At 71.2% G+C, this 14,932-nt stretch carries 16 protein-coding genes and 1 pseudogene; 10 read left to right on the plus strand and 7 right to left on the minus strand.

Going from position 1 to position 14,932, the window contains the following annotated elements; translation table 11 throughout:
* Positions 1-180: 180 nt before the first annotated feature.
* Both ACWEVN_RS23315 and ACWEVN_RS23320 read right to left on the minus strand, forming a co-directional pair.
* Complete coding sequence (locus tag ACWEVN_RS23315; protein WP_452052654.1) at positions 181-1,071, minus strand: hypothetical protein; 891 nt, start codon at positions 1,069-1,071, stop codon at positions 181-183.
* A 101-nt stretch (positions 1,072-1,172) separates the two neighbouring features.
* Positions 1,173-1,637 (minus strand): GNAT family N-acetyltransferase, encoded by a 465-nt coding sequence (locus ACWEVN_RS23320; protein ID WP_452052655.1) that lies wholly within the window; start codon positions 1,635-1,637, stop codon positions 1,173-1,175.
* 60 nt (positions 1,638-1,697) lie between these two features.
* Between ACWEVN_RS23320 and ACWEVN_RS23325 the strand changes: the two genes are divergently transcribed.
* The gene (locus tag ACWEVN_RS23325) at positions 1,698-2,315 is read left to right on the plus strand and encodes a TetR/AcrR family transcriptional regulator (protein WP_452052656.1); all 618 of its coding nucleotides are present in this window, start codon (positions 1,698-1,700) and stop codon (positions 2,313-2,315) included.
* On the opposite strand, the gene ACWEVN_RS23330 is transcribed toward ACWEVN_RS23325, so the two are convergent.
* Entirely contained in the window at positions 2,272-3,237 is a 966-nt protein-coding gene (locus ACWEVN_RS23330) for a helix-turn-helix domain-containing protein (RefSeq protein WP_449681233.1), read from the minus strand. The genes ACWEVN_RS23325 and ACWEVN_RS23330 overlap by 44 nt on opposite strands.
* 43 nt (positions 3,238-3,280) lie before the next feature.
* On the opposite strand from ACWEVN_RS23330, the gene ACWEVN_RS23335 reads away from it, so the two are divergent.
* The 7 genes from ACWEVN_RS23335 (at position 3,281) to ACWEVN_RS23365 (ending at position 9,763) form a co-directional block, all read left to right on the plus strand.
* Positions 3,281-3,670 carry a cupin domain-containing protein gene (locus tag ACWEVN_RS23335; RefSeq protein WP_452052657.1) on the plus strand — a complete coding sequence of 130 codons (390 nt, stop codon included), beginning with the start codon at positions 3,281-3,283 and terminating at the stop codon, positions 3,668-3,670.
* Between the two features lie 40 nt (positions 3,671-3,710).
* A complete protein-coding gene (locus tag ACWEVN_RS23340; RefSeq protein WP_452052658.1) occupies positions 3,711-4,214 on the plus strand; it encodes a winged helix-turn-helix transcriptional regulator in 504 nt (167 codons plus the stop codon).
* A gap of 61 nt (positions 4,215-4,275) precedes the next feature.
* The gene (locus ACWEVN_RS23345; protein ID WP_452052659.1) at positions 4,276-4,767 is read left to right on the plus strand and encodes an SRPBCC family protein; all 492 of its coding nucleotides are present in this window, start codon (positions 4,276-4,278) and stop codon (positions 4,765-4,767) included.
* The gene (locus ACWEVN_RS23350) at positions 4,764-5,789 is read left to right on the plus strand and encodes an LLM class flavin-dependent oxidoreductase (protein ID WP_452052660.1); all 1,026 of its coding nucleotides are present in this window, start codon (positions 4,764-4,766) and stop codon (positions 5,787-5,789) included. The genes ACWEVN_RS23345 and ACWEVN_RS23350 overlap by 4 nt, the downstream gene beginning before the upstream one ends.
* Positions 5,786-8,107, plus strand: coding sequence for a molybdopterin-dependent oxidoreductase (locus ACWEVN_RS23355; protein WP_452052661.1), 2,322 nt, complete (start codon positions 5,786-5,788; stop codon positions 8,105-8,107). Before ACWEVN_RS23350 ends, ACWEVN_RS23355 begins: the two co-directional genes overlap by 4 nt.
* 7 nt (positions 8,108-8,114) lie before the next feature.
* On the plus strand, positions 8,115-8,660 hold the full coding sequence (locus tag ACWEVN_RS23360) for a dihydrofolate reductase family protein (protein WP_452052662.1): 546 nt from the start codon (positions 8,115-8,117) through the stop codon (positions 8,658-8,660).
* Positions 8,657-9,763, plus strand: coding sequence for an epoxide hydrolase family protein (locus ACWEVN_RS23365; protein WP_452052663.1), 1,107 nt, complete (start codon positions 8,657-8,659; stop codon positions 9,761-9,763). Before ACWEVN_RS23360 ends, ACWEVN_RS23365 begins: the two co-directional genes overlap by 4 nt.
* Here ACWEVN_RS23365 and ACWEVN_RS23370 read toward each other — a convergent pair.
* The 3 genes from ACWEVN_RS23370 to ACWEVN_RS23380 all read right to left on the minus strand — a co-directional run bounded on the left by ACWEVN_RS23370 (position 9,760) and on the right by ACWEVN_RS23380 (position 12,077).
* A complete protein-coding gene (locus ACWEVN_RS23370) occupies positions 9,760-10,068 on the minus strand; it encodes a hypothetical protein (protein ID WP_452052664.1) in 309 nt (102 codons plus the stop codon). The two genes, ACWEVN_RS23365 and ACWEVN_RS23370, sit on opposite strands and share 4 nt — an antisense overlap.
* 154 nt (positions 10,069-10,222) lie before the next feature.
* Positions 10,223-10,552 (minus strand): hypothetical protein, encoded by a 330-nt coding sequence (locus ACWEVN_RS23375; protein ID WP_452052665.1) that lies wholly within the window; start codon positions 10,550-10,552, stop codon positions 10,223-10,225.
* Position 10,553: 1 nt separating this feature from the next.
* A complete protein-coding gene (locus ACWEVN_RS23380; RefSeq protein ID WP_452052666.1) occupies positions 10,554-12,077 on the minus strand; it encodes an AMP-binding protein in 1,524 nt (507 codons plus the stop codon).
* A gap of 61 nt (positions 12,078-12,138) precedes the next feature.
* Here ACWEVN_RS23380 and ACWEVN_RS23385 point away from each other — a divergent pair, with 61 nt between their 5' ends.
* Both ACWEVN_RS23385 and ACWEVN_RS23390 read left to right on the plus strand, forming a co-directional pair.
* The gene (locus ACWEVN_RS23385) at positions 12,139-12,966 is read left to right on the plus strand and encodes a hypothetical protein (RefSeq protein WP_452052667.1); all 828 of its coding nucleotides are present in this window, start codon (positions 12,139-12,141) and stop codon (positions 12,964-12,966) included.
* Between the two features lie 256 nt (positions 12,967-13,222).
* Positions 13,223-13,954, plus strand: a pseudogene (locus ACWEVN_RS23390) (nitroreductase/quinone reductase family protein); the annotation flags it as partial.
* On the opposite strand, the gene ACWEVN_RS23395 reads toward ACWEVN_RS23390, so the two are convergent.
* Entirely contained in the window at positions 13,955-14,803 is an 849-nt protein-coding gene (locus ACWEVN_RS23395) for an LLM class F420-dependent oxidoreductase (protein WP_452052668.1), read from the minus strand.
* Positions 14,804-14,932: the final 129 nt, after the last annotated feature.

The raw sequence follows: 14,932 nt of genomic DNA on the forward strand, positions 1-14,932 counted from the left end.
ACCCATACCGCCGGAAAGCGCTCTCTCGGCGGTAGCCTCCCCCGCTCGCCGAGCAGCGCGAACCCCGGTGACCGATGACCGAACACCGGGGTCCGCCAACTTACCGGTGGATTTGGTCACCGGCAACCGGTTCCCGAAGATCAAGGAAAGCGCGTGCACAATCGGCGTGCGGATGCACGTTCATTCCAGTCGCGTGCGCAGCAGATTGGGGGATCCGCCGAAATATGCGCTATCGGCCACGTACAGCGTGTCACCACGGACGGCCACCGACGTCGGGTTGGCCAAGCCGTCCGAAGTGGACAGGATGGTCCGGATCCCGTCGTGGCCGACCGTGACGACCCGGTTCTCCTGGTTGACGGCGGCGACGACGTCACCGCCGTGGAACGCGAAGTCGTCGACCGGCCCGAGGCCCGAGGCGACGACGTGGCCGGGTGCTCCGGTGAGCGGGAACCGGACGAGCGTGCCGCGGTCCAGGTTGGACACCCAGAGCGCGCCGTCGTGGACCTTGACGCCGTTCGCGCCGAAGCCGGCGACCGGGGCGAGCAGCTCGCCGGTGGCCCAGTCGGTGACCCGCCCGGTGCGCGGCGTGACGCGCCGGACGACCGAGCCGAACGAGTCGGCGACGAAGACGTCCCCGCTGGCGGGATCGCGGGCGACGCCGTTGTGGAACCCGGCCGGCGGCAGGGCGGCCACCTTGGCCGGGGTGCGTCCGGGGCGGACGCGGTAGAGGCCGGTCGCCGCCGTGCCGGTCGAAACGGCGACGTAGAGGTCACCGCTCGGGGTGCGGGCGATCCCGCCGAGGAACAGTTTCCGGTGCACCACCGGGACGTCGCCGTCGGCGGGGACGGGGATCCGGGCGATGACTTCGATCCGCCCGCCGGGCGTGACCCGGCCGATTTCGCCGGTGTAGGCGAAGGTGAGGTCGGCGGAACCGTCGGGTTCCAGGGCGATATTCTCGGGCTGCTGCCCGGCGGCGAGGTCGAGCGGGATGATCCTCGGTGCCGCCTGGGCGGGCGCGGCCGGCACGGCCAGGGCGACGGCCAGCGCGGCACCGATCAGCTTGATGCGCAAGGGAAACTCCCGAATCGTGGCGAGCTACGGTACGTCGACCGTAGGCCCGATGCGCACCCGGCCGCCAATAGCCGGGCCTGGGCCGGCCATCGGAAAACCGATCACAGGTCCCGGGCGAAGCAGCGCGAGATCGGTTCGCCGCGGTAGGGCCCGTACGCCTCGATCGGTTCGTAGCCTTCGCGCTGGTAGAACCGGATCGCGTCCGGCTGCCCGATGCCGGTTTCCAGCAGCAGCCTGGTGATCCCGAGGCGCCGCGCGTGGTCTTCGAGGGCGCGCAGCAGGGCGGTCGCAACACCGGTGCCGCGGGCCGCCGGCTCGACGTACATGCGCTTGACCTCGCCCGATCCGGGGCCGAGCAGCCGCAGTCCACCGCAGCCGATGGCGGCGCCGCCGGCGTCGCGGGCGAGCAGGAAGACGGCGACGGTCTCGGCGGTCGGGACGGCACCGGGCTCGTGATCGTCGGTGCCGTAGCGGGCGTCGAGCTCGGTCCGCTGGGCTTGGCGCAACCGGACGGCGTCCGGATCGTCCCAGGTCACCGGGGTGATCGTCAGTGTGCAGTCGATCATCAGGCCGCCTTCCCGTTTCCGTAACAGGTGTTACCGTAGCATCTGTTACGCTTCCGGGCCGTGCCCAGGCAGCGTGACGTGCAGGCCCAGCGCGAGCTGCTGTCGAACGCCACCTGGCAGGTCCTCGCCGACGACGGCCTGCCGGGCCTGACGCTGCGCGCGGTCGCCGAGCGCGCCGGCTGCACGACCGGCCTGGTGATGCACGCGTTCCCGACGAAGAAGGCATTGCTGCTGCACGCACGCGACCTGCTGTACGAACGCACGGCGGTCCGGGCGGACGCGGCCGAGGCGGCGTGTGCATCGGCGCCGGACGCGCTCGCGGCGGTGCTGGGCCAAGCGGTGGACCTCCCGCACGGCCACCACGAGGAATCCCGCGTCTGGGTCGGTTTCCTGGCGGCGGCACTGGCCGACGAGGACCTGGCCGAGCGCCACCGGGCGGCGAACCGGTCGTTCCTGGCCCGAGTCGGCCGGTTGGTGGCGGCATGCCGTCCGGAGTGGACGGACGAGCGGCTGGAGCTGACCACGAAGAGCTTGGTGGCGCTGGTGGAGGGGATGAACGTCCTGGCCGCGGCGGATCCGAGGACCTATCCGGCCCGGCTGCAGCAGGCCGCACTGGCCGAGGCGCTCGCTGTTTTCACGCCGCCGGGCCGAAGCGGCGGCGATAAGCGCTCGGGCTGAGGCCGGTGTGACGCCGTAATTGGGCTCGCAGGTTCGCCGCCGTTCCGAAGCCGCTCAACGATGCCACCCGGTCCAATCTCAGCTCGCCCCGCTCGATCAAGCGGCACGCCAAGCTCACCCGTTCCGTCGTCAGCCAGGCCAGGGGGGTCGTGCCCAGCTCCGCGCGGAACTTCCGGTGCAGGGTCGCTGGGCTGGTCGCCGCCCGCGTGGCCAGGTGCGGCACCGTCAGCGGGGTGTCCAGGCGCTCCAACGCCCAGGCCAGGACCGGGGCCAGCGACGTCTCCGGCACCGACGGCACCGGGCGGGCGATGAACTGCCGCTGGCCGCCGTCGCGGTGGGCGGTGAACACCAAGCGGCGGCTCACCGCGTTGACCACCTCGGCGCCGTGGTCGCGGTGGATGAGGTGCAGGCCCAGGTCCAGCGAGGCCGCGCTGCCGGCCGCCGTCAGGACGGTGCCCTCGTCGATGAACAGCACGTCCGGTTCCCACCTGACCCGCGGGAACCGGGCGGCCAGCGAGGCGGCCCACTGCCAGTGGGTCGTCGCGCGGCGGCCGTCCAGCACGCCCGCTTCGGCGAGCGCCAGCGCTCCCGTGCAGAAGCTCACCAGGCGGGCTCCGCGGTCGTGCGCCCGGCGGATCGCCGCGATGATCGCCGGGTCCGTCGGGACGCCGGTGTTCGGGCGGGCCGGGACGATCAGGGTGTCCGCCGTGTCGGCCGCATCGAGGCCGGCGACGCCGGAGAGTGTGAACATGCCGAGGTTCATCCGGACGTCCGGCGTCGCCGCACAGAGCGTGAAGTCGTACCAAGGCCGGTCGAGTTCGGGACGGCGGAGGCCGAACAGTTCGGTCGCCACGCCCATCTCGAACGGGTTCGACTCCTCGGTGACGATCGCGACCACCCGGTGCGAGAATTCTTGCGGCATGTGCGATTCCTAGCACTCGCGCCGAGGAAACACCAGGTCGAGCATGGGAGACATGAACCCGATCGACCTCAACGAAGTCCTGGCGAGCTTCGAAGCCGCCTGGAGCCCGCGGATCGTCACCCGCGTCAACGACTACGACATCCGCCTCGCCCGGTTCGACGGCGAGCACGTCTGGCACGTCCACGAGAACACCGACGAGTTCTTCCTGGTCCTGGACGGCGAGATCGAGATCGGCCTGCGCGACCCGGACGAACGCGTGGTCACGCTCGGCCGCGGGCAGGTCTTCGTGGTCCCGAAGGGCACGTTCCACAAGCCGTCGTCGAAGGCGGGCGCGAGCGTGTTGCTGGTCGAGCCGGCGGGCACGCTCTCGGTCGGCGACGTGCACGACGAGGTGCCCGAGCACGTGGACGTGACCACCGGGCATCTCGTCTGACCTGCTGAGTCTCTTCCGGGAACGGCGTACTCTCGGCCGCATGAAACGGACATCGTTCGCGCAGTGGCCGTGCTCGATCGCGCGCACCATGGATCTGCTCGGCGACTGGTGGACGCCGCTCGTGCTGCGGGACGCCTTCTACGGCGTGCGCCGCTTCGACGAGTTCCAGGAGGCGCTCGGCATCGCGCGCAACACCCTCGCCGACCGGCTCAAGCGGCTGGTCGACGAGGGCCTGCTCGAAAAGGTGCCATACCAGACCGAGCCGGTGCGCTACGACTACGTGCTCACCGAGAAGGGCCGCGACTTCTACCCGGTGCTGCTCGCGATGACCCGCTGGGGTGACAAGTGGCTCGCCACCGAAGCCGGCCCGCCGATCACCGTGCACCACCTCGCCTGCGGGCACGACACGCACGCCGAAATCGTCTGCGCCGAGTGCCGGGAACCGATGACGCCGGACGACACGCGGATGCGGCGCGGCCCCGGCTTCCCGCTCCGGCTGGCGCAGCGACCCGACGTCGAGGAGCGCTTCGCCCGGCAGGAGTGATTGACAGAGTCAGTCTATCTACGCAACTATCGTGGTCAGACGAAGGAAAGGTGCGACCACGATGGAGTGGACGGGTGCGCGGTACGCCGACCTGCCGACGGCGGAGGTCTCGACCTGGATCGACGCCGCGCCCGAGGAGGTCTGGCCGATCGTCTCGGACATCTCGCTGATGCCCGAGATGAGCGCGGAGCTCCAGTCCGTCGAGTGGTGCGAAGTCGGCCGGAAGTTCCTCGGCCGCAGCAAGCACGACGCGTTCGGCGAGTGGGAGACGACTTCGTACGTCGTCGAATGCGAGGCGCCGCGGGTGTTCGCGTGGGCCGTGCAGGACCCCGAAGAACCCAGCGCGGTCTGGAAGTTCACCCTCGAGCCGGACGCCGGTGGCACGCGCCTGAGCCAGTGGATGCAGATGGGTCCCGGCCGGTCCGGGCTGTCGTTCGCCATCGACCGGATGCCGGAGAAGGAACAGAAGATCGTCTTCGTCCGCATGCGCGAGTTCGAGACGGCGATGAAGGGCAACCTCGCCGCGATCAAGGCCCGGGCCGAAACCCGATGAAGACCGCGACGACCGTCGAGTTCTCGAAGGACACCCGCGCGACGCTGGACTTCGTGCTGGAGGCGGAAAAGCTCGGCCTCGACGGCTGCTGGGTGGCCGAAGCCTGGGGCTCGGACGCGCCGTCCGCGCTCGGCTACCTCGCCGCCCGCACCGACCGGATCCGGCTCGGCTCCGGGATCATCCAGCTCGGGACCCGCACGCCGGTCGCCATCGCGCAGGCCGCGCTCACCCTCGCCGACCTCTCCGGCGGGCGGTTCGCGCTGGGGCTCGGCGCGTCCGGGCCGCAGGTCATCGAGGGCCTGCACGGCGTCCCGTTCGCGAAGCCCCTGACCCGGATGCGCGAGACCGTCGAGATCATCCGCCAGGCGTTCGCGGGGGAGAAGATCTCCTTCTCCGGCAAAGCGTTCGAGATCCCGCGGCCCGGCGAGGCCCGCCCGATGCGGCTGTCGACCGAGCCGAACCCGGACATCCCGATCTACCTCGCGACGCTGTCGCCGAAGCTCCTCGAACTCACCGGCGAGGTCGCCGACGGCTGGCTCGGCACCAGCTTCGTCCCCGAAGGCGCCGACGCGTACTTCGCGCACCTCGACGCCGGGCTCGCGAAGGCGGGCAGGGAGCGGAAGGACATCGATGTCTGCCAAGGCGCCGAAGTCGCCTTCGCGGACAACGAAGACGAGCTGCGCGCGATGGTCGGCAGCCGCAAGAAGGAGCTGGCCTTCAGCCTCGGCGGGATGGGCTCGGCCAGCACGAACTTCTACAACAACGCCTACAGCCGCCAGGGCTGGGCCGACGTCGCCGCCGAAGTCCGCGAGCGCTGGCAGGCCGGTGACCGCAACGGCGCCGCCGCGCTCGTCACCGACGAAATGGTGCTCGGCACGACACTGATCGGCACCGAGGAAATGGTGCGCGAACGCCTGCGCGTCTGGCGCGACGCCGGCATCGACACCGTCCGGCTCTACCCGGCCGGCGAAACGCTCGAAGCGCGTCTCACGACGCTCGGCCGTGCATTGGAGCTGATGTGACCGGCGACTGGCACCGCACCGCGTGCAGCCTCTGCTACCTCAACTGCGGGCTGGAGGTCCAGCTCGACGGCCGGAAGATCACCCGCGTCCGCGGCGACAAGGCCCACCCGCGCTCGGCCGGGTACCTCTGCCAGAAGGCGCAGCGCCTGACCTGGTACGGCGACCACGAAGACCGCCTGACGACGCCGCTGCGACGGCGTCCCGACGGCACGCACGAACCCATCGACTGGGAGACCGCGCTCGCCGAGATCGCCGCGAAGCTGCACGCGATCCGGGACGCCGACACCGCGGCCGGGCGGCCCGGCTCGTTCGCCTACGTCGGCGGCGGTGGCCAGGGCAACCACTCCGGCGGCGCCTACGGCACGTCGCTGCTGAAGTGGATGAACTCGACACGGCACTTCAACGCGCTCTCGCAGGAGAAGACGGGCGATTTCTGGGTCAACGGGCACCTGTTCGGCTCGACGATCGTGCACACCGCCGAGGACGTCGAGCACTGCGACCTGCTGGTCGTGCTCGGCTGCAACCCCTGGCAGGCGCACGGGTTCAGCAACGCCCGCCACGCGCTCAACACGCTCAAGAACGACCCGGACCGCCGGATGATCGTGATCGATCCTCGGCGCACCGAGACCGCGGAGCTGGCCGACCTGCACCTCCCGCTGCGGCCGGGCACCGACGCCTACCTGCTGGGCGCGATCCTCGCGCTGCTGCTCGAACGGGGTGGCGCGGACGAGCGGTTCCTCGCCGAACGCACCGAAGGCTTCGACGAGGTCGCCGCCGTGCTGGCGAAAGTGCCGGTGGACGCCTGGATCGCGCACGCCGAAGTGTCCCGTGTGGACGTCGAACGGGCCGTCGACCTGATCCTCGCGGCGAAGGCGATGACCGTGCGCGTCGAGCTGGGCATCCAGCAGGGCCGGCATTCGACGCTCAACAGCTACCTCGAGAAGCTGTTGTACCTGCTCACCGGGCACTTCGGCCGGCGCGGGACGAACAACCTGCACTCGTGGCTGCTGCCGCTGTGGGGCGCGACGACCGGGCAGCGCTCCGAGATCACCGGCTTCGAGTACATCGGCGGCCTGCTGCCCGCGAACACCCTCGCCGAGGAGGTCCTCGCCGACCACCCGAACCACGTCCGCGCGGTGTGGGTCGAGTCGTCGAACCCGGCCAACACCTTCGCGGGGACCCGGGACGTCGAACGCGCGCTGGCGGCCGCGGAGCTGTCCGTGGTGGTCGACGTCGCCTACACCGAGACGGCCGCGCTGGCCGACTACGTGCTGCCCGCCGCGTCCCAGCACGAGAAGTGGGAATTCACGCTCTTCACCTTCGAATGGCCGACGAACTACTTCCAGCTGCGGCCGCCGCTGCTGGACCCGCTGCCGGGCACGCTCGTCGAGGCCGAGATCTACACGCGGCTGTTCGACGCGCTCGGCGTGCTGCCGGCGTCGGACGTCCTCGGCGAGCTGGCCGCCGGGCCGCGGTCCGCGCTGCAGGCGGGCCTCGGTGCGCTGGTCCAGGCGATGCCGGAGCGCGCGGCGATCCTGCCGGTGCTGCTCTACCGCACCCTGGGCGCGTCGCTGCCCGGCGGCGCGGCCTCGATCGCGCCGCTGTGGGCCGGCTGCCACCGCGCGGCGAAGACGATGACCGTGCCGGTGCAGCGCGCGCTGGGCAGCTCGGCCACCGGTCCGCAGCTCGGCGAAGAGCTCTTCGAGCGCATCCTGGCCGGTCCGACACCGTTTTCGGCGCACGAGCAGGACGAGGTGTGGAGCCTGATGCGGCGCGAGCGGGTCCGGCTCGCCGTGCCGGACCTGCTGGACTGGCTGGCCGCGCTGGACCCGGCGGCCGAGCGGCCCGACCCGGCGTACCCGTTTTCGCTGCTCAACGGGCAGCGGCGGGCGCACAACGCGAACCAGATCCTGCGTGATCCGCGCTGGCGCCGCACGGATCCGGACGGCGCTCTGCGCGCGCGTCCCGAAGAACTGGCGTCGATCGGCGCTTCGCCCGGCGATTGGGTGGCCGTCGTGACGCCGGCGGGGCGGGTGGTCGTCCGCGCCGAGGCCGATCCCGCGCTGCGGCCGGGCCAGCTCGCGCTGCCGCACGGCTACGGCATGGCCCACCCGGCCGCCGACGGCCGCCGGGTGGTCAGCGGCCCGCGGATCAACCTCCTCACGGACGCGCTGGACCGGGACCCGATCGCGGGCACGCCGCACCACAAGGACGTCCCGGCGCGCCTCGAACCCGCGACCGAAGAGGAGCGGGCCCGGGCGGAGGCGGACAGCGAAAGCGTCGCGAGTGGACGGTCCGGGCGTTTCGCCGGTTTATAGTGGGCGCATGCGCAAGATCGTCGCGAACCTGTTCGTTTCCCTCGACGGCGTGGTCGAAGCGCCCGACAAGTGGTCGTTGCGGTATTGGAGCGACGAAATCGGCCAGGCGGTCGGCAGCGGGATGGCCGCGGCGGACGCGATGTTGCTCGGGCGCGTCACCTACGAAGGGTTCGCCGAGGCGTGGCCGGGCCGGACCGTCGAGGACGACGAAGGTGCCGAGTTCATGAACAACGTGCGCAAATACGTGCTTTCGTCGACGTTGTCCGAAGTCGGCTGGAACAACTCGACGCTGCTCACCGGCGATCCGGCCGAGGCGGTCCGGGCGCTGAAGGCCGGAAGCGGCGGCGACATCATGACCAGCGGCAGCCCGACGGCGGTGCGGTGGCTGCTGTCGGAAAGCCTGGTCGACGAGCTGAACCTGCTGCTGTACCCGGTCGTCGTCGGGCGCGGCATGCGGTTGTTCCCCGCGGACGGGCCGTCGTTCCCGCTGGAGCTGAAGAAATCCGCGACGTTCGGCAACGGTGTCGTGCAGCTGACCTACGTGCCGGCGTGACCACGCCGTTCCGGATCGAGATCCCCGAGGCCGACCTCGACGACCTGCGGGTCAGGCTGCGGCGGACGCGCTGGCCCGAAGCCGAGCCCGTGGCCGACTGGAGCCAGGGCACGCCGCTGGGCTACCTGCGCCCGCTGTGCGAATACTGGGCGACGGAGTACGACTGGCGCCGCGTCGAAGCCCGGTTCAACCGGTTTCCGCAGTACCGCACCGAAATCGACGGGCTGGGCATCCACTTCCTGCACGTGCGCTCGCCGCGGCCGGACGCGCTCCCGCTGCTCCTCACGCACGGCTGGCCCGGCTCGTTCCTGGAGTTCGGCAAGGTGATCGAGCCGCTCGCGGAGGAGTTTCACCTGGTGATCCCGTCGCTGCCGGGCTACGGCTTCAGCGACAAGCCGTCGGCGCCGGGCTGGGGCATCGAGCGGATTGCGGCCGCTTGGGCGGCCCTGATGGCCCGCTTGGGCTACGCCCGCTACGGCGCCCAGGGCGGCGACTGGGGGACGTCGATCACGACGTCGTTGGCCCAGCAGGACGCGGCCCACCTGGCGGGCATCCACCTGAACCCGCCGATCGCGGCCCCGGACCCGGCGACGTTCGACGACCTGACGGCGTCCGAGCGGGCCGCGCTGGCCGCGTTGGAGAACGCGCAACGCTGGGAGGACGGGTATTCGGTGCTGCAGTCGACCCGCCCGCAGACGATCGGCTACAGCCTGCTCGACTCCCCGGCGGGGCTCTGCGGCTGGCTGGTGGAGAAGTTCCACGCCTGGTCCGACGGCTTCCCGTTCACCCGCGACGAGCTCCTGGACGACGTGACGCTGTACTGGCTGACGGGCACGGCGGCGTCCTCGGCCCGGCTGTACTGGGAGAGCATCCGCAAGGTCCAGAAGTGGTTCTCCGAGGCGACGGACGACACAGTGGACGTGCCGGTGGGGTGTTCGATCTTTCCCGGGGAGATGCCTCGGCCGTCGCGCCGGTGGGCGGAGAAGCGGTACCCCGACATCCGGCACTGGAACGAGCTGGAGCGGGGTGGGCACTTCGCGGCTTACGAGCAGCCGGAGCTGTTCGCCGACGAGGTGCGGACGTTCTTCCGGCTGGTCCGCTAGGCGTTGGGTCCCGGCGGGGCCGGGTCGGTACCGACCAGCCGGCCGATCTGCCACTCGTAGCTTTCCGGCAGGTCCCCGACGGCGATCCCGATGTCCGCCTTCGCGGCCTCGTAGAACCGGCGCCGCGCCTTGCTCACGGCCTCGATGGCTTCGGCCCACGGCAGGTCGGCTTCCGCGCCGGTGGCGATCCGCTGCAACCGGAAGACGCTCTCGTGCCAGGCCCGTGCGGCCAAGACGGTGCTGCCGGTTCCCAGCAGCAGCACGGTCTCCCACTTGACCGTGCGTTCCTCCTCGGCCGCGGCCAAGGCGGGCAGCCCTTCTTCGGGCGGCAGGGAGTCGATGTCGGGGTGGATGCCGCGATGTGCCGCGATCCGGACCGAAAGACATCTCCATCTTGGCGCGCGGATTCCGCAGCACCGAGCGGCGTGAGGGAGGTGCGGGCGTTCCCCGGCTGGTCCGCTAGCGCCTGAACCCCCTCGGATCGGCCAGGTACCGATCCAGCTCCGGGTCTTCGTGCAACTCGGTGCACCGGTCCTCCACCGCGGGCCCCAGCTCCTCGCGCAACCGGGTCAGGACCGCACGCACGTCGGCGTTGAAGCGGGCGCACCGCGCCTCCCGCCACGGTCCGGGGTCCGGCGGGTAGTCCCAGTTCACCGACTCGTCGTACTGCTCGACCAGGCTGTCCACCGAGGCCCGCAACGAGGCGCTGATCGGCAGCTCGTCGAGATCCGCCGGTCCGGCGTCGTCCCACAGGGCCGCGCCCGAGCCCGGGTCGAAGAAGAACCGCACCTCAGTTGACCTGCCGCGACTGCCCCTGCCAGAACGGCTCCCGCAGTTTGAACTTCTGGATCTTCCCGGTCGCCGTCCGGGGCAGCGCGTCCAGGAACTCGATCCGCTTCGGGCACTTGTAGCCGGCCAGGTGCTCCCGGCAGTGCCGGATGAGCTCCTCCGCCGTGACCGCGCCCTCCACCACGACCAGCGCCGTCACCAGCTCGCCCCACTTCTCGTCCGGGATGCCGATCACCGCGGCCTCGCGGATCGCCGGGTGGGAGTTGAGCGCGTCCTCCACCTCGATCGACGACACGTTCTCGCCGCCCGAGATGATCACGTCCTTCTTGCGGTCCGCGATCGTCAGGTAACCCTCGGAGAACGTCCCGCCGTCGCCGGTGTGGAACCAGCCGCCGTCGGTGACCCGGGCGGTCTCCGACGGGTTCTCCCAGTAGCCGTCGAGGTTGTGGTTCGACTGGGCGAGCACCTCGCCGTCGCCGTCCACCGCGATCCGGACGCCGAGCGCCGGTGTGCCCGCGCGGCCCAGCAGCCGGGCCTGCTCGTGCGGGTCGAGGTCCGCCCACTCGCTGCGCATCCGGTTGACCGTCAGCAGCGGCGCCGTCTCGGTGAGCCCGTAGATCTGGATGAACTCCCAGCCCAGCTCGGCCCGGACGCGCTCGATCGTGCGCGTCGGCGGCGGTGCGCCGGCCACGACGATCCGGACGCGGTCGCGGCCGGGGACCTCGCCGTCCCAGGTCGCGGCGCCGTCCAAGGCCGCCGTGACCACCGCGGGCGCCGCGCACAGGATCGTCACGCCGTGTTCGCCGATGCGCCGCAGGATCTCGGTGCCGTCGACCTTCCGCAGCACGATGTGCCGCCCGCCGAGGCCGGTCACCGCGTACGGCATGCCCCAGCCGTTGCAGTGGAACATCGGCAGCGTGTGCAGCAGGACGTCGTTGTCGCTCAACGTCGTGTGCAGGCCGAACACGGCGGCGTTCAGCCAGATGTTGCGGTGGGTGAGCTGCACGCCCTTCGGCCGGGCGGTCGTCCCCGACGTGTAGTTGATGGTCGCGGTGGCCGACTCGTCGCCGTCCCACGGCCGGGGCGTTCGGTCGCCGCCCCAGATGGCGTCGTCGTCCCGGCCGAGGACGAACACGTGCTTCGCCGTCACCGTGTCCAGCAGGTGCTCGAGCTCCGGGTCGACGATCAGCACCTCCGCTCCGGAGTGCTCCACTATGTACTTGACCTCGGCGGGAGCCAGCCGGAAGTTGACCGGCACCAGGATCCGGCCCCAGCCGGACACGCCGAAGAACGACACGAGCAGCCGCGCGGCGTTGTGCGACACCATCGCGACGCGCCCGCCGGCCGGCACGCCCAGCGCGTCGAGGTTGGCGGCCTGCGCGCGGGCCCGGCGCGCCACCTCGCGGTAGGTGAGCGAACCCCAGCTCGGCGCCGGCTGGTCCGGCTCGTCGACCACGGCGACGCGGTCCGGGTACACCGTTTCCGCGCGGTCGAGGAAGTCCCGGACACCCAGATCGAAGAACATCCCCCGATGATGACTCTTCACCGGGTGCCCGCACCAGTCCGATGTGGTTCGCTGGACCGCGATGGACTTCGACACGGTGGCCGGCGAGCTCTACGGGGGTGACCTCGCGGAGTTCGTCAGCGCGCGCAACGCGGCGGCGAAGGCGGCGAAGGCCGGAGGAGACGCTGAGCTGGCGAAGCGGATCCAGCAGCTGCGCAAGCCGACCACGGCCGCGGCGATCGTCAACGGCCTGGCTCGGGACGATTCCGATCAGCTGCGTGAACTCGCCGAGCTCGGCGCCGAACTGCGGGACGCGCACACCCGCCTGGCCGGCGACGAGCTGCGCGCGCTGACCCGGCGCCGCGGCGAGCTGGTGCGGCGGATCCTCCACGAGCTGCCGTCGATGAGCGACACCGTCTCCCGCGAGGTGGAGTCGACCTTGGAGGCCGTCGCGGCCGAGCCGGACACCGCCGCGCTCGCGCTCGCCGGGCGGCTGACATCGGTCGCGCACCAGGACACCGACCAGTGGTTCAGCCTCGCCGCGAGCGTCCCGCCCGTCACCGGGAAGCGCCCGGCGAAGCTGGTGGACAAGGCCGAACCGGCCAAGCCGAAGCGCGACCACCGGCGTGAAGCAGAGGAGCGGGCCCGGGCGCGCGCGGAACGCGAGCGCCTGCGTAAGGAAGCCGCCGAGCGGGACAAGGACCGCGCGACGGCCGAGCGCGACCTGGTCCGCACCGAACGCGCCGCCGAACAGGCCACCGCCCGCGTCGAAGACCTGCGCGAGCGCCTGGCCGAAGCCGAGGAACGCGCCGAGCGGGCGACGGCGGAGTTCGAGACGGCGAAAGCGGCCTTCGACGAAGCCGACAAGGCCGCCACCGCCGCCCGGAAAGCCGCTGACGCCGCCCGCTGAGCTATCCGGTTAAGGGATGGCCGCCGGCCGGTCCGGGTTGGTAACGTGCGAAGTGCGCCCCGGATGGGCCGACACACGGAGGTAGTGGCTACCCAGCCCCCTTGAGATCGACACGTTCTGCCTGCCCTGGCAGAGGTGTGCCCTCCGCGATAGCCGGGGCTTCGCCCCGGGCCGGGGGCTTCGCCACCCGGACCCCCGAAAAGCGAACTGTCGCCCTCTCGGCCTCCGGTGATTTCTTCATCGGAAAGGATCACCCGGTTTGATCATGCTCACCACGACCGGCGCCCGGACGGGCCGGAAGCACCGCGTTCCCCTGGGCGCCTTGGACATCGACGGCCGGCTGGTCGTCGTCGCCTCGGCGCTGGGCTCGCCGAAACACCCGGCCTGGTACCACAACATCCGGCGCAACCCGCTCGTGCTGGTGGAAACGGACACCGAATCGTACGAGGCGATGGCGGCGCTCCCGCCGGACCGCGACCGGCTGTTCGCCGAGGTGCTCGAGCGGGAGCCGGGGTTCGCGGACTACCAGGCGCGAACGACCCGGATCCTGCCCGTCGTCGAGCTGCACCGGTTCGACACCGCGCGGCGCATGGGCGACTGGCTCGTCGAGATGCACGACTGGCTGCGCGGTGAGCTGAAGGAAATGCGCGCCGAGCTGGACTGCGGCATTCCGCGGCAGCTGCGCACGCGGTGCGCCGGCTTCTGCACGGCCCTCGGCCGGCACCACACCGGGGAGGCCACGAACATCTTCCCGTTGCTGGCCGAACGGTTCCCGGCCCTCAAGCCCACGCTGGCGAAGCTCGACGAAGAGCACGTCGTCGTGGGCCGGCTGCAGGAGGAGATCGAGCGGCTCGCCGAGACGGAAACCGACCCGGCCCGGCTGCGCGCGGAGTTCGACCGGCTCCAGTCCGCATTGGACAGTCACTTCGCCTACGAGGAGCGCACGCTCGTCACCGCGCTGAACGTCCTGCTGCCCGCGCCCGGCTGATCAGAGCAGCACCTCGGCCAGCCGGCGCTGGTTCGCCAGCTCCACCTCGGGGGAGGGGCCGAGCACCTGCACCGCCACGTGGTCGGCGCCGGCGTCCACATGGGACAGCAGCCCCTTGGCGACGGTCTCCGGCGTCCCGTGCAGGACGAGGTCGTCGATCAGGCGGTCACTGCCGCCGCCGGCGACGTCGGCCTCGGTGTACCCATAACGCAGCAGGTTGTTCACGTAGTTGCTGAGGCCGAGGTAGGGGGTCTGGACGTACGGCCGTCCGATGGCGCGCGCGGCCACGCTGTCGTCGTCCAGGACCACCTTGTGCTCCGGTGCCAGCAGCTTGCCCGCGCCCAGGATCGCCCGCGCGTGCCGCGTGTGCGCGACGGGCACGAGGTACGGGTGCGCGCCCGCGGTGCGTTCGGCGGCCAGCTTCAGCACGCGGTCGCCGAGCGCGGCGAGCACCCGGGCCTCGGCCGGGACGCCGGCCGCGTCGAGCCGGTCGAGGTAGTCGACGATCTTGGCGTACGGGCTGCGGTATCCGGTGACCGACTCGGGGTGGCCGACGCCGATGCCGAGCAGCAAGCGCTTTCCGTACCGGTCCGCGAGCCGGTGGTAGGACTCGGCGAGCGTCTCCGGCTCGTCGACCCACACGTTGACGATCGCCGTCGCCACGGTGATCCGCTCGGTGGCGGCGAGGACGTCCTCGACCAACGCGAGGTCGCCGACCGAGTTGCGGCCGGTCCCCAGCCAGGCCGCGCCGTACCCCAGTGCGTCGGCCGCGATCGCCTGCTCCTTGCGGGCGACGTCGTCGCGGTGCGGGGCCAGGAACACGCCGAACCTGCTCGATACATTTATCATACCGAGCAATGTAGCAAATGTAGCGCTCAGGACGCCAGCCGGTGGAGCCACTCGCGCAGCATCTGGCGCTCGGTGGTGGTCAGGGCGTCCGTGTCGTCCTGGAGTGCGGTCGACAAAGCGACAGCGAGG

This window comes from Amycolatopsis sp. NPDC003861, assembly GCF_053605405.1.

Excerpts from the sequence above, each read along its gene's own strand:
- ACWEVN_RS23345 (WP_452052659.1), top strand. The coding sequence starts at position 4,276 with ATGGAGTGGACGGGTGCGCGGTACGCCGACCTGCCGACGGCGGAGGTC.
- ACWEVN_RS23340 (WP_452052658.1), top strand. The coding sequence starts at position 3,711 with ATGAAACGGACATCGTTCGCGCAGTGGCCGTGCTCGATCGCGCGCACC.
- ACWEVN_RS23360 (WP_452052662.1), top strand. The coding sequence starts at position 8,115 with ATGCGCAAGATCGTCGCGAACCTGTTCGTTTCCCTCGACGGCGTGGTC.
- ACWEVN_RS23335 (WP_452052657.1), top strand. The coding sequence starts at position 3,281 with ATGGGAGACATGAACCCGATCGACCTCAACGAAGTCCTGGCGAGCTTC.
- ACWEVN_RS23380 (WP_452052666.1), bottom strand. The coding sequence starts at position 12,077 with ATGTTCTTCGATCTGGGTGTCCGGGACTTCCTCGACCGCGCGGAAACG.
- ACWEVN_RS23385 (WP_452052667.1), top strand. The coding sequence starts at position 12,139 with ATGGACTTCGACACGGTGGCCGGCGAGCTCTACGGGGGTGACCTCGCG.
- ACWEVN_RS23330 (WP_449681233.1), bottom strand. The coding sequence starts at position 3,237 with ATGCCGCAAGAATTCTCGCACCGGGTGGTCGCGATCGTCACCGAGGAG.
- ACWEVN_RS23320 (WP_452052655.1), bottom strand. The coding sequence starts at position 1,637 with ATGATCGACTGCACACTGACGATCACCCCGGTGACCTGGGACGATCCG.
- ACWEVN_RS23395 (WP_452052668.1), bottom strand. The coding sequence starts at position 14,803 with ATGATAAATGTATCGAGCAGGTTCGGCGTGTTCCTGGCCCCGCACCGC.
- ACWEVN_RS23350 (WP_452052660.1), top strand. The coding sequence starts at position 4,764 with ATGAAGACCGCGACGACCGTCGAGTTCTCGAAGGACACCCGCGCGACG.